Source organism: Entomomonas sp. E2T0 (assembly GCF_025985425.1).
Lineage (GTDB): Bacteria > Pseudomonadota > Gammaproteobacteria > Pseudomonadales > Pseudomonadaceae > Entomomonas.
In genome coordinates this window covers 1560095-1574810 of the sequence record NZ_CP094972.1, presented here as the reverse complement: position 1 = coordinate 1574810, position 14716 = coordinate 1560095, and the positions used below count along the sequence as shown (strand labels likewise).

The window sequence follows — 14716 nt, the reverse complement described above, 5'->3', positions numbered from 1 at the left end:
TTCTATTATGTTAACCATTAAAACGGCTGAAGCCACTGACATTCCAAATATAGCCAAGCTACTACAAAAATATGAGCAGGATAACAATGGCGGACTATTTGGTAATTTCCCATTAAAGAAAGTAACGGCTATGGTTGAAGAAGCACTTACTGTCATTATTGCTTGCCATGATTCTAAGGTTATAGGGGTAGTATTTGCCTCCCTTCCGCAAAAAGACTTACCGCCTATTCTTCAAGCAATGTTGGCTGTTCACCCTATTACAGCCAACAATTACCTTTATGGCCCTATTTGTATTGATGAAGAATTTCGTGGTCAAGGCATTACCCAATTAATGTATCAAAAGTTACAACAATTATTACCTAATTTTCGGCCACTACTTTTTATAGCAGAAGATAATTTAGATTCCATTCGTGCTCATCACAAATTAGGGCTCACTGAAAAAGCTAAATTTACCTTTAATGGTCAACATTTCTTAATATTTAGTGATTAAGCTTATACCAAACAATTGTTAGATATTTTATATGATAACTATTGACTAATGCTGTTTATAACTACAATAGTCATTGACTTTCTGTGTTAGAACCTGTCAAATAACTATAAATACACTAACGTATGTTTGAGTGACAAAGCGTAATCACAATTGCAGCTTTTTACTTAGTACTATTAGTTGAACATCTTCTATAGATAGAGACTCTGTACCATGAAAACTGAAATGAAAAAACCAACATTAATAATCATAATTATTGCAGTAGTTTTAATCATAGGTTATCTAGTGTGGTCACAGCTAAAAACTAAAGACTTTGGTGAAGGTTTTGTCAATGGTAATGGTCGCATAGAAGCTACAGAAATTAATGTATCAACCAAACTTGCAGCACGCATCGAAAAAATACTGGTTAAAGAAGGCGATTTTGTTGAAAAGAGTCAACCTCTAGTTATTATGCAAACTGATGTGCTTGAGCAACAACTTAATGAAGCTAGGGCGCAATTACAACAAGCAATTAGTAATGAAGTAAATGCTAAAGCACAACTTGCCTTAAAAATGAGTGATAAAGCTGCTACCGAAGCTGTTGTTCTACAACGTAAAAGTGATCTTGATTTAGCTAATAGACGACTAAAACGATCTGCACCTTTGCATCGTAGTGGTGCTGTATCAGCCCAAATATATGATGATGACCTAGCCTCTGTTAATAGTGCAAAAGCTGCATTAACTGCCGCAGAAGCACAAGTGGCCGTAGCAGAAGCGGCTATTCAAGCTGCGGAGGCCAATGTTACTAGCGCCAGCTATGCAACAAAAGCCTCCCAAGCCACCATTGATCGTATTCAAGCAGATATTAATGACAGTACTTTAATCGCTACAGCACATGGTCGTGTGCAATATAAAATATCTCAAGTAGGCGAAGTTTTAGGCGCTGGTGGTAAAGTGCTCAATGTAGTAGATTTAAATGATGTTTACCTTACTTTCTTTTTACCAGAAACAGTAGCAGGTAAAGTTAGATTAGGTGATGAAGTTAGAATGGTGTTAGACGTATTTCCAGATATGGCAATACCTGCTTATGTTTCCTATGTAGCAAGTGTGGCTCAATTTACACCTAAAACTGTGGAAACACAGAGTGAACGTCAAAAACTAATGTTTCGCGTTAAAGCCCAAATTAAACCAGAACTTTTAAACTGTTATTTAGAACAAATTAAAACAGGAGTACCAGGAGTCGCTTGGTTAAAATTAGATAAACAAGCCGCATGGCCTGCTGAATTATCTAATTTAGTACCTATGTGTAAAAAAGATTAGGGGCTTAACATGGCCAACCCTATTGATTTTTCACAGATTGTCGTACATGTAGCAAATGTTTCACTACATTATGGTAAAACATTAGCATTAGATAATGTCAGTTTAGATGTACCTGCTCAATGTATGGTAGGGCTAATTGGCCCAGATGGTGTGGGTAAATCAAGTCTACTATCTTTAATTTCTGGTGCTCATGTTATTCAACAAGGTACTGTTGAAGCACTAGCTGGCGATATGCGCAGCAAAGAACATCGTACCCAAGTTTGCTCACGTATTGCTTATATGCCACAAGGACTTGGTAAAAACTTATACCCTACTTTATCAGTTGAAGAAAATTTACAGTTCTTTGCACGTTTATTTGGCCACAACGCTAAAGAGCGTCGTCGTCGAATTGATGAACTTACCAAAAGTACGGGACTCTACCCTTTCCTAGATAGGCCTGCTGGCAAACTCTCTGGTGGTATGAAACAAAAGCTAGGGCTATGCTCAGCCTTAATCCATGATCCAGATTTACTTATTTTAGATGAACCAACCACAGGGGTTGACCCCCTATCTCGCGCTCAATTCTGGGATATGATTAATAATATCCGTAAACAACGTCCACAAATGAGCGTTATTGTAGCCACTGCTTATATGGATGAGGCTCAACGCTTTGATTGGTTAGTGGCAATGGATGCAGGTAAAATATTAGCCACTGGCACACCCACTGAAATTTTACAACAAACTCAGCAAGATTCATTAGAAGCTGCGTTTATTAAATTAATGCCAGAAGAAAAAAAACAAGGCTATAAACCCGTTGTTATTCCACCTTTACAAATTGATGAAAACACCCCGATTGCCATTGAAGCAAAAGGGCTTACCCAACGGTTTGGCAAGTTTGTAGCCGTAGACCATGTTGATTTTAGAATAGCTCAAGGAGAAATATTCGGTTTCCTAGGCTCCAATGGTTGTGGCAAATCCACCACCATGAAAATGCTAACTGGGTTATTGCCTGCCACTGAAGGACAGGCATGGCTATTTGGTAAAGAAATTGATGCCCATGACCTTAACACCCGTAAACGTTTAGGCTACATGTCACAAGCATTTTCGTTATACAGCGAACTCACTGTTGAACAGAATCTTGTGTTACATGCTCGTTTATTTGGCGTTGCTGAAGAAAACATACCAAACCGCGTCAATGAAATGTTGCAAAGGTTTGGTCTAGAGAATGTAGCAGATAGCTTACCTGACAATATTCCACTCGGTGTACGGCAACGTTTATCGTTAGCAGTTGCAGTTATTCATGATCCAGATATTCTTATTCTTGATGAGCCTACCTCAGGTGTAGATCCAATTGCTCGTGATAATTTTTGGCATTTACTGGTAGAACTATCTCGCAAAGATAATGTAACCATCTTTATTACTACTCACTTTATGAACGAAGCAGAACGATGTGACCGCATGTCACTAATGCATGCGGGTAAAGTGTTAGATAGTGATACCCCTGCTAAGTTGATGGAAAAACGTCATGCCGAAACACTTGAGCAAGCTTTTATAGAATATCTATTGGATGCAGGTGCTGGCACTTCAGCAACAGAAGTAGAAACAGCCACTGCAACTCCCCCCCCTATTACTCAACAAACAAATAGTAATCATACGCGCCCTAGTGTGTTTAGTTTAAACCGCCTTATTGGGTGTATGTGGCGCGAATCACTGGAACTAAGACGTGACCCTATTAGAGCGACCTTAGCTTTACTAGGCGCAGCCATACTCATGCTAGTAATGGGTTATGGTATTACCATGGATGTAGAAAATCTTAGATTTGCTGTACTTGACCAAGATCAAACAGGCTTAAGCCAAAACTATACATTAAATATTGCAGGTTCTCGTTATTTTATAGAACAACCAGCACTCACTAGCCATCAAGAGATGGATCAACGAATGCGCAGGGGCGATATTACCCTTGCGATAGAAATTCCGCCTAACTTTGCCAAAAAAATTGAACGTGGTGACCAAGCAGAAGTTGGGGTATGGATTGATGGTGCTATGCCAATGCGTGCAGAAACTATTCGCGGTTATGTGCAAGGACTGCATTTAGGCTGGCTGGCAGAACAAGCTAAAGAAAGACAAGGTTACGATACCACGAGTAATGCCAGTATAGAAACACGTTATCGCTATAACCCTGATGTTAAAAGTTTACCTGCTATGGTTCCTGCGGTAATTCCTATTCTATTATTAATGTTACCAGCAATGGTTGCAGCACTGTCAGTAGTACGTGAAAAAGAGTTAGGCTCCATTCTTAATCTTTATGTAACACCTATGTCACGAGTAGAGTTTTTAATTGGTAAGCAAATACCTTATATTCTGCTTTCCATGTTGAGTTTCTTCCTATTGGTCATTATGGCTTTAACCATCTTTGATGTTCCCATTAAAGGCAGTTTCTTAACCCTCTGTTTTGCTATATTCCTATATTGTATAGTAGCCACTAGTTATGGCTTGCTTGCTTCAACTATTACCCGTAGCCAAGTAGCCGTTATTTTCTTAACGGTTATCTTAACCTTAGTACCTGCTATTCAGTTTGCTGGAGTAATTAACCCTGTATCCTCTTTACAAGGTGGCGGAAGACTTATTGGTGAATACTTTCCCACTACCTACATGCTATTAATTACACGCGGAATATTTAATAAAGCACTGACTTTTTCAGATTTATATAGTTCAATCAATATGCTACTGGCCATGATTCCTGTGTTATTGGGCATTAGTATTTTATTACTGAAAAAACAGGAAAGCTGATCTATGCAAAAGTTTACTAACATTTATCGGCTAGGTATCAAAGAATTATGGGGATTAGCCCGTGACCCTGTAATGCTGATTCTAATTGTGTATTGTTTTACAGCCTCTATCTATACAGCAGCTACGGCTGTGCCTGACTCTTTAAACTTAGCTTCAGTAGCGGTGGTTGATGAGGATGATTCACCCTTATCTAGACAAATTATTGGTGCTTTCTATCCGCCCCTCTTTAATAAACCTGCTAAGATTTCTTTAAACGAAATGGACCCAGGTATGGATGAAGATAAATATACCTTTGTCCTCAATATCCCGCCAAACTTTCAACGAGATGTACTAAAAGGAGATTCTCCGAGTATTCAGCTTAATGTCGATGCCACAAGGATGAGTCAAGCATTTACAGGTAATGGCTATATCCAACAAATTGTTATAGATGAAGTGAATGAATTTGTTAAACGTTACCGTAGTTCCGATATTTTGCCTGTTAATTTAGAAGTACATACTAGTTTTAATCCAAACTTGACGCAATCATGGTTTAGCTCGGTTACAGAAATCATCAATATGGTAACTACCCTATCGATTATTTTAACAGGTGCAGCCCTTATGAGGGAGCGTGAGCATGGTACTATTGAACATCTGCTTGCCATGCCTGTTACTCCTTTTGAAATCATGACGTCAAAAGTTTGGTCAATGGGGTTAGTGGTGCTGATCGCTACTGCTTGCTCATTACTGCTTATTGTAGAGGGTGCATTAAAAGTACCTATTACTGGCTCTAAATGGTTATTTTTATGGGGTGCTGCACTGCATTTATTTGCTACCACTTCCATGGGTATTTTCTTGGCAACAGTTGCTCGTAGCATGGCACAGTTTGGTATGTTATTAATGTTAATTTTATTACCATTACAAATGTTATCAGGCGGTAGCACTCCTCGCGAGAGTATGCCAGAGCTTATCCAGACAATTATGTTAATTGCTCCTACCACTCATTTTGTAGAATTAGGCCAGGCCATTTTATACCGTGGTGCAGGTCTTGAAACTGTTTGGAAACCATTTTTATGGCTAATTACATTAGGTACAGGTTTCTTTATTTTTGCACTGACTCGTTTTAGAAAAACCATTACTCAAATGACCTAATATAATTTATTAAAATTGATGTTAACTAATACCTATTGGAAATAAAATTACATGTTTTTAAATATCCATTTACATATCATCATGTAATTACCTTGCCTTGTCCAACAAGAGTTAATTAACGTCTTATATCTCCATACCTTAGGGTACAACTAAACTACTATGAACAATATATTTTGTAGATTTTTGTTGTTTATACCTTCGTGGCATTGTGTCTAACTACTAATTGCTCAATAAATAGTAAATATACCGTTTAATTTTACTCTTTCGGAGGTAACAATGAGCAAGCAAGTAGCCGTATTAATTACTAATGAATTTGAAGATTCAGAATTCACCTCTCCTGCTGAAGCTATTAAAGCAGCTGGACATAAAATTACTACTATTGAGAAAAAAGCGGGCAATACCATTACAGGCAAACACGATACCAAAGTAACAATAGATAAATCTATTGATGATGTTAAACCAGAAGATTTTGATGCGTTATTAATCCCTGGTGGTTTTTCACCTGATTCATTACGTGGCGATGATCGTTTCGTAAACTTTACTAAACATTTTGCTAGCACTAATAAGCCTATTTTTGCAATTTGTCATGGTCCCCAACTAATGATTAATGCAGGCATTGTTAAAGGTAAAAAAATGACCACTGTGAAACCTGTGGTGATTGATTTAAAAAATGCTGGGGCTGATTTTCATGACGAATCAGTAGTGGTTGATAACGATACTATTGTCACTAGTCGTACTCCTGATGATTTACCTGATTTCAATCGGGAAATCGTCAGAATTCTAAATAAGTAACTTTATTTAACAAAATCCTCTTAGCTGTTTTAAGGGGATTTTTTAATTATCCATTAGCCTCTGTGGTTACGCTTATCCCTGTAAAAGGTTAGGTTAATATCATCACCCTTTTTGTTATACTTTTGGCGCATGTTCTGCGCCAATGGTTTGACATACTTGTAATGATTACGTTATATTGAAAAAAGAAGTGACTATTGTTTTTACTTCTTTGCCTTCAGGGTTTCTGTGTAGAGCTTCATGTGAAGATTGGATGCTTCGTTTTGTGACAATATAATTGTCCTCTCGCCTATAACCTTGTCTGTATTACCACTCTTAGGGGTTTCTATTGCGAAGCCGGGGGATACAGAATTTTTAAATTGTTGGCACTCCTGATGTGATGTTGGAGTTTACCATTTTCATACAGCTCAGCCATTTTAATATGGTGTTGCATCTTACACTGAATAACCTTTTTATTGGTTAACATTATTATTAATAACTTTTTCAGTGTTCAGGAGTGTTCCTATTAATTAGCATAAAGGGAGCAACACAATAATATGTCTGAACAAATTGTGCTCGATCGCATTTTTAAAGTCTTTGGCTCTGAGCCAAAGAAAGCTATGGAATTAGTCAAACAGGGTAAAACCAAACAGCAAATTCTCGAACAAACAGGACAATCTATTGGTGTCTTTGATGCTAGCTTTAGCATTGTAAAAGGTGAGATTTTTGTCATTATGGGATTATCGGGTTCGGGGAAATCAACGCTAGTTCGGATGTTAAACCGACTCATCAAACCAACTTCAGGTCGTATTCTAATTGACGGTGAGGATATTGTAACTGTCAGCGACTCTCGTTTGCGTGAATTACGCCGTAAAGATATCAGCATGGTATTTCAATCCTTCGCACTTATGCCACATATGACAGTGTTAGACAATGCAGCACTCGGTTTAGAGTTTTCTGGTGTAGATAAAAAGGCCCGTTTAAAAGCTGCAAATGAAGCATTAGAACAAGTTGGCTTAGCAGGTTGGGGAGATAAATATCCTGATGAACTTTCTGGCGGTATGCAACAACGTGTTGGTTTAGCCCGTGCATTAGCGGCAGACCCTTCTATCTTACTAATGGATGAAGCCTTTTCTGCACTCGACCCTATTATTCGTACTGAAATGCAAACTGAACTTTTGCGTTTACAACAAATTAAACGCCGTACCATTATCTTTATCTCTCATGATTTAGATGAATCTATGCGGTTAGGTGATCGTATTGCCATTATGAAAGATGGTCAAGTCATACAAGTAGGTACACCAGAAGAAATACTTCGTGAACCAGCAGATGATTATGTAAAACGCTTTATTCAAGGGGTTGATGCAACTGCTGTATTTAAAGCAGGAGATATTGCTCGAAAAACTCAAGTAGAAATTATTGCTGAATCGCCTAACCGTGGTTGTCGAGCAGCTTTACAGATTCTCGAAGATGAAGATCGTGACTATGGTGTAGTGTTAAGTTCAAACCGTAAATATTTAGGTATGGTTTCTACTGATTCCTTACGAGAAGTTTTAAAGGGGCAAACAGCATTCACTGGTAGTGGGCTTGCTAATGCTTTTTTACCTGACGCCATCACACCTGCCAACGTAGCAGAGCCTGTTGGTGAGTTATATGGTAGTTTGGCTCAAGCTCCACACGCACTCCCTGTAGTCGATGATAACGGCCGTTATATGGGCGCTATTAGTAAAACAACGTTATTACGATTCCTAGATAAAACAACAACTACTGCACCACCTGTAGAACAACCTACAGTGGCGACTGAACATAATTAATCGATCAGTTACTCATAAAGTATAAGACATATACACAGTAAATAAGTGTATTTGAGAGATAAAGGTTTAAAAACGATGAATGAGAACGATACGGAAAACAATATCACAACCCAACAAAATACGGATACTACCCAAGCCAATGATCCTTGGGCTGCTATGAGCGACAGCTCATCCAATGATACTACAGCAACACAGGCTACAACGGGTACTGACACAACAGCAGACCCTTGGGGAACAATGAATAATGGCGATACAACTACAGATACCTCATCCTCAGATGCTTGGCTAAATACAGGAGGTAGCGACAATAGCTCGACTGATTGGCTTAGCTCAACAGATCCATCCACAGTAGATACTACATCTTCCGGCTTTCATATCAGCCAATTATGGGATGGCTCGTTATACTCCCCCGTGGAGTCAAGTATCAACCATGCCGTGCGTTGGTTATCCGATGAATGGCGTCCATTTTTTCAGATAATACGCGTTCCTATTGACCACACTTTGGTCTTTATTGCTAATGCTTTTCAAGATGCACCTATCCCCTTAATGATAGCAATTTTAGTGTTATTGTCATGGCAACTAGCAGGCCGTACTATGGCAGTTGGTGCATTAATTTCTTTAGCCTGCTTGGTGGTATTAGGCATCTGGCAACAAGCTATGTTGACTTTATCACTGGTCCTCACCGCCTTATTGTTTTGTATAATTATTGGATTACCTTTGGGGATTCTGACTGCATCTAGCAATAAATTACAACGAGTGATACGGCCTATTCTAGATGCTATGCAAACGACCCCCTCGTTTGTTTATCTTGTTCCCATTGCGTCATTAGTAGGTATTGGTAATGTACCAGGAACTATTGTCACCATTATTTTTGCACTCCCCCCATTAGTTCGTATGACCAACTTAGGTATTCGCCATGTTCGTCCAGATTTAATAGAGGCTTCTAGAGCTTATGGTGCATCAAGCTGGCAACTACTTTCTAAAATACAAATTCCATTAGCACTGCCTTCTATTATGGCAGGTATTAACCAATCATTGATGCTTGCTATGTCTATGGTAGTAGTGGCTTCAATGATTTCTGTAGCGGGTCTTGGACAAATGGTTTACGAAGGCATGAGCAGTATGAATATGGGTAAAGCCACTATTGGTGGTCTAGGTATTGTTATTCTTGCCATTATGCTCGACCGTGTAACTCAGGCCATTGGTAATAAACAACGTAATGTACGCCATTGGTGGCAAACTGGCCCCATAGGCATAGTAATACGCCTGATGAACCGTAACCAACAAGCTTAAGAGGATTAAAAAATGAATCAAATTACTATTTTGCAGAATCAAAGCAAAAAACCAAAAAGCTTTTTTCTAAAATCTGCTCGTAATATATTATTTGCAGGTGCTACAACCTTGGCATTAGCAGCTACATCCGTATTAGCGGCAGACTTACCTGGTAAAGGTGTTACAGTTACCCCAATGAAAAGCTCTATTGCTGAAGAAACATTTCAAACTCAGCTTGTTATGCGCGCCTTAGAAAAGCTAGGCTACACAGTAAAACCTATCAATGTTGCAGAATATAATATTGCTTATCAAGCAATTGCTACAGGTGATGCCACTTTCTTAGCTGATGCTTGGGTACCACTACATGATAATTTTTACAATGCAGTAGGTGGCGATAAAACACTGTACCGTAAAGGTGTCTACTCTAACAATTCATTACAAGGTTATCTAATTGATAAAGCCACAGCAGAAAAATATAACATCACCAATATTGATCAATTCAAAGACCCTAAAATTGCTAAATTATTTGATAGTAATGGTGATGGCAAAGCAGATTTAACTGGCTGCACGCCAGGCTGGGGCTGCCAAGAAAGCATTGAACACCAAATGGATGCTTATAAATTACGGGATACGGTAAAGCATAATATGGGTAGCTATCCTGCTATGATGGCTGACACTATTTCTCGCTATCGCGAAGGTAAGCCTATTTTTTACTATACTTGGACACCTTACTGGGTAAGTGCTGTATTAGTGCCTGGTAAAGATGTGATTTGGTTAGAAGTTCCCTTTACCTCACTACCTAGTAATCAAAAAGATATTAAAACTGTACTACCAAACGGTAAAAATTATGGTTTCCCAGTTAGTACTCAACATATCGTAGCCAATCGCAAATTTGCTGAAGAAAATCCTGCTGCGGCGAAGTTGTTTGCTATTATGCAGTTACCCGTAACTGATATTAATGCACAAAATTTACGTATGCGCCAAGGAGAGAGCTCGACAGTGGTTATCAATCGTCATGTAGATGGTTGGATCAAAGCACATCAAGCAACCTTTGATGGTTGGATACAACAAGCTTTAGAAGCAGCTAAATAATAATTCAGCATAAAGAAAGCCTCTAAAATTTAGAGGCTTTCTTTTAATTACCCTTTAACACAAACCACTTGTTTTAAAGTATGTAATACTTCTACTAATTCACTTTGAGCTTCCATCACAGCATCAATATCCTTATAAGCCATAGGAATTTCATCAATCACATCTTCATCTTTTCGGCATTCCACATGAGCAGTTGCCTTGATTTGATCAGCGACTGTAAACATTTTCTTAGCCTTAGTTCGACTCATAGTACGTCCTGCTCCATGACTACAAGAACAAAACGCCTCCTCATTGCCTAAACCTCGAACAATATAACTTTTTGCTCCCATAGACCCTGGAATAATTCCTAATTGCCCCTTATGAGCAGATACTGCACCTTTACGAGTAACTAATACTTCTTGCCCGAAATGCTGCTCTTTTTGCACATAGTTATGATGACAATTCACTGCCTCTAAATGTGTCTCAAATGGTTTAGTAATTACTGTTCTAACTGCTTTAATCACATTTAGCATCATTAACTCACGATTTAATCGTGCAAAATCTTGAGCCCAGCTTACTGCCTCAACATAATCATCATAATGTTTAGTCCCTTCTTTTAAATAAGCCAAATCTCTATTTGGCAAATTAGCAATATGCTCTCTCATATCATCTTGAGCTAACTCAATAAATAACCGACCAATAGCATTCCCTACACCACGCGAACCACTATGCAACATAAACCATACATGATCAGCTTCATCTAAACATACTTCAATAAAGTGATTACCTGTTCCTAAAGTACCTAAATGTAGACGATTATTAGTATCTGCTAATTTAGGATATTTATCTGTAATCACCTTAAATCGATCAGCTAAAATCTGCCATGTGTTATCTACTTCAGTAGTTGCCTTAGACCAAGCACCCCTATCATTACGTCCAGTTGTTCTTCCATGTGGTACAGCTTTTTCAATGGCAGTTCTAATTGCCAATAAACTATCTGGTAAATCACTCGCCATTAATGAAGTACACGCTGCAATCATTCCACAACCTATATCAACACCCACTGCTGCTGGAATAATAGCGCCAACTGTAGGAATAACACTACCAATCGTAGAACCTTTTCCTAAATGCACATCTGGCATAACCGCAAGATGTTTAAAAATAAAAGGCATTTTGGCAGTATCCATTAGTTGTTGACGCGCATCATCTTCCACAGGCACACCCTGTGTCCACATCTTAATAGGCTTACCATTGGCAACTTCTAATAAATTATATGTTTTCTTTTCCATTTTTATTTCCTATTAAACAATACGTTGCAAACTACTTAATACCTGCCAAGGTTATAGAGTGCTGTGACTTGGGGCGATGAAATATTTACTTTGCTTGCTCTACCTGTTGAGCTACTCCCCCATTGATAGAAGAGATGGGATTCGAACCCACAACCTAGCAGTTATCTATGTAATTCCATTAGCATTCGCCAAATTTATTTAACTTACATATTATGTATTGCAGAAGTTGTGCCAACCCTTAAAATAAAAAATAACTTATTAAAAAACATAATGAAAACAAAAAATAGAATTAGAATATTTATCATCATATCCTTAAAAACATATAATATTTTATAATTTAATATATATTTTTATAACCACTTATTACTCATTTAGATTATTTCTTGTTTTTCTATTAATAGCTTTAATATCATTTTATAAATATTCTTGTTTAAGCAAAAAGAATCAAAAAGTTATATTCAATAAAATAAATCCTAATTAATAATTACCCAAACCCTATTTCAGAAATGATTGGATTCAACTGCACACCTTATATTTATAAAAATTAGTTCTATGAAATAGAAACCTAACTCACAAAACACCTTTTCCATTTAATAGCAAGGATTAATCATGAAAAAATATTATTTTATTATCGCAACTTTATTACTTTGTAACTTCTTAGCAAACTGTGCTCTTTATTATAGATAAGGAGATATTATGCTTAAAATATCAATACTTTTTAGCCTGCTAATTTTAGCAGGCTGCATTACAGTTTATGAATGTGAAGGAAAACATAAGGAAACTTACAATAATATTTCACCTACAACACAGCACTCTGAAACAATAAACTCAGGTGATAAGCCACCATCTAATCACTCTGAACCTACTAATTCCTAACGAGTGACCTACCCAAAATTTATCAAATCACTTCGTTAGAAAGTTATTTACCCCACAAAATAGATATAGCAAAAATAGTTTGTATTAAGGAATAGCCAGGAAGCTGTACCCATAGAATATGAATAATGCAATAACAGTAATAAAGATAGGAAACAACTGTACTTTCATGGATAAATAACAGGCAATAAAAAACCCTTGTACATATAATGATACAAGGGTTTTTATACTTAAATGGCGGAAGCGCAGTCCGTCATTTTATATTCCAATATATTCCTGTTTAATTTAATTTATTTCCTACAACCTATTATATAGTAATATATTATATATTTTAACTATTTAATATAGTTTGATTTGGTATAATTAAAATCATTATTTAATGGCCCTCTAAATGGCCCTCCTTTTATGGATGTATTTGTATGGCAATTTTAACTGATCTTAAAGCTAAAAGGATTAGCCCTGATGACAATCCTTTACCTCATGGTGGTGTTACTGGTTTAAGCTTGTGGCCTGCCAAAACAAAAGGACGTGGCAAGTGGATTTTACGTTATGTCAGCCCTGTCACTGGTAAGAGAAGGAAAGCAGGTTTAGGTCCTTATCCTGATGTAAGTATCGCTGAGGTGGCTGTTAAAGCCAGTGAATTTAGGGTTAGGTTAGCTAATGGTGAAGATCCTTTAGAGGATAAACAGCAGGTTGCTAAAAGAGTTGATAAGGTTGTTCCTTCTTTTGAAGAGGCTGCTTTTAAGCTTTACGAGAATTTATTACCTAGTTGGAAGAATAAGAAGCATGGTCAACAGTGGATTAATACATTAAAGCAGTATGCTTTTCCTGTTATAGGGAATAAGTTAGTAGATGTAATTGAGGTTGAGGATATTGAGCTTGTTTTAAAACCTATTTGGTTATCTAAACATGAGACCGCTTCTCGTTTGAAACAACGTATACATGCTGTTATGGCTTGGGCTATTGCTTATAAATTTGCTAAGTATAATCCTGTGGATAGTGTACAGTATTTATTACCTAATATGGGAAGTAGAAAGGCTATGATTAAGCATCAGCCTTCTATGCCTTGGCGCGATATTCCTGAGTTTTTAGTAAAATTAAAGAATGAAAATATTATTATTTCTCATTTGATGTTGGAGTTTCTTATTTTAACAGCTTGCCGTTCAGGTGAGGTCAGAGGAATGAAATGGCAGGAAGTCAATTTTAAAGATAAAGTATGGACAATTCCTGCTAATCGAATGAAGGCAGGTATTGAGCATAGAGTTCCACTATCAACGAGAACCGTTGAGATTTTAAATAGATTAAAAGGATTAGATGAGGTATTAGTTTTTCCTTCAGTAAAAAAGAAAACCATTATGAGTGATATGGCACTGACTCAGTTATTGAGGAGAATGGAAGCTCAAAGTGATACCACAGGTCGGTTAGCTACTGCCCACGGTTTTAGATCAAGCTTTAGGAATTGGTGTAGTGAAAATGGTTATGCTAGGGATTTAGCAGAGCGAGCATTAGCTCATACTATTCAAAATCAAGTGGAAGCAGCTTATCATCGAACTGATTTATTAGAACAGCGTAAACCTATGATGGAAGCTTGGGCTGAGATCTGTCTAGGCAAGCTCTAAGGTAAGAAGACATTATCTAAAGTATGAATATAAAGAAGAAAAGCAAGAAGCTTGGGCTAAATTAGATAAAAAATTAGAGGAGATTTTATCAAAATAAAACCCAAAGTGAACCATATAGTACTTTGATATGACCGTATAAGTAATGTTATAACATTCTGTTAATTATTACGATTAATGGGGAGATGATGCTCTTTGTATTAATACTAATGTAAAAGTACACCAGCAAATATAAATATAATAATGCTAAAACAAAAATACATCCCTTTTTAATTAATAATTGTTAACTTGAATAGGTAGGTCTAAAATATCTTAATAAAACTATTATAA

At 37.2% G+C, this 14716-nt stretch carries 11 protein-coding genes; 10 read left to right on the top strand and 1 reads right to left on the bottom strand.

Going from position 1 to position 14716, the window contains the following annotated elements; genetic code table 11:
* Positions 1-7 precede the first annotated feature (7 nt).
* From MTZ49_RS07505 to proX, 8 genes are all read left to right on the top strand, one after another.
* Positions 8-490: a GNAT family N-acetyltransferase gene (locus tag MTZ49_RS07505; protein WP_264747718.1), complete on the top strand. Its 483-nt coding sequence runs from the start codon at positions 8-10 to the stop codon at positions 488-490.
* Between the two features lie 210 nt (positions 491-700).
* Entirely contained in the window at positions 701-1786 is a 1086-nt protein-coding gene (locus MTZ49_RS07500) for an HlyD family secretion protein (protein WP_264747717.1), read from the top strand.
* 9 nt (positions 1787-1795) lie between these two features.
* Complete coding sequence (gene rbbA, locus MTZ49_RS07495) at positions 1796-4555, top strand: ribosome-associated ATPase/putative transporter RbbA (protein WP_264747716.1); 2760 nt, start codon at positions 1796-1798, stop codon at positions 4553-4555.
* 3 nt (positions 4556-4558) lie between these two features.
* Positions 4559-5683, top strand: coding sequence for an ABC transporter permease (locus tag MTZ49_RS07490; protein ID WP_264747715.1), 1125 nt, complete (start codon positions 4559-4561; stop codon positions 5681-5683).
* Between the two features lie 276 nt (positions 5684-5959).
* On the top strand, positions 5960-6475 hold the full coding sequence (locus tag MTZ49_RS07485) for a type 1 glutamine amidotransferase domain-containing protein (protein WP_264747714.1): 516 nt from the start codon (positions 5960-5962) through the stop codon (positions 6473-6475).
* 533 nt (positions 6476-7008) lie between these two features.
* The gene (gene proV, locus MTZ49_RS07480; RefSeq protein WP_264747713.1) at positions 7009-8265 is read left to right on the top strand and encodes a glycine betaine/L-proline ABC transporter ATP-binding protein ProV; all 1257 of its coding nucleotides are present in this window, start codon (positions 7009-7011) and stop codon (positions 8263-8265) included.
* Between the two features lie 75 nt (positions 8266-8340).
* The gene (locus tag MTZ49_RS07475) at positions 8341-9558 is read left to right on the top strand and encodes an ABC transporter permease (RefSeq protein WP_264747712.1); all 1218 of its coding nucleotides are present in this window, start codon (positions 8341-8343) and stop codon (positions 9556-9558) included.
* Positions 9559-9570: 12 nt separating this feature from the next.
* Positions 9571-10629: a glycine betaine/L-proline ABC transporter substrate-binding protein ProX gene (gene proX, locus MTZ49_RS07470; protein ID WP_264747711.1), complete on the top strand. Its 1059-nt coding sequence runs from the start codon at positions 9571-9573 to the stop codon at positions 10627-10629.
* Positions 10630-10676: 47 nt separating this feature from the next.
* Here the strand turns inward: proX and MTZ49_RS07465 are convergent, their stop codons facing one another.
* Positions 10677-11897 (bottom strand): RtcB family protein, encoded by a 1221-nt coding sequence (locus tag MTZ49_RS07465; RefSeq protein WP_264747710.1) that lies wholly within the window; start codon positions 11895-11897, stop codon positions 10677-10679.
* A gap of 696 nt (positions 11898-12593) precedes the next feature.
* Between MTZ49_RS07465 and MTZ49_RS07460 the strand changes: the two genes are divergently transcribed.
* Positions 12594-12773 (top strand): hypothetical protein, encoded by a 180-nt coding sequence (locus tag MTZ49_RS07460; RefSeq protein ID WP_264747709.1) that lies wholly within the window; start codon positions 12594-12596, stop codon positions 12771-12773.
* Positions 12774-13189: 416 nt separating this feature from the next.
* The gene (locus MTZ49_RS07455) at positions 13190-14389 is read left to right on the top strand and encodes a tyrosine-type recombinase/integrase (protein WP_264747708.1); all 1200 of its coding nucleotides are present in this window, start codon (positions 13190-13192) and stop codon (positions 14387-14389) included.
* Positions 14390-14716: the final 327 nt, after the last annotated feature.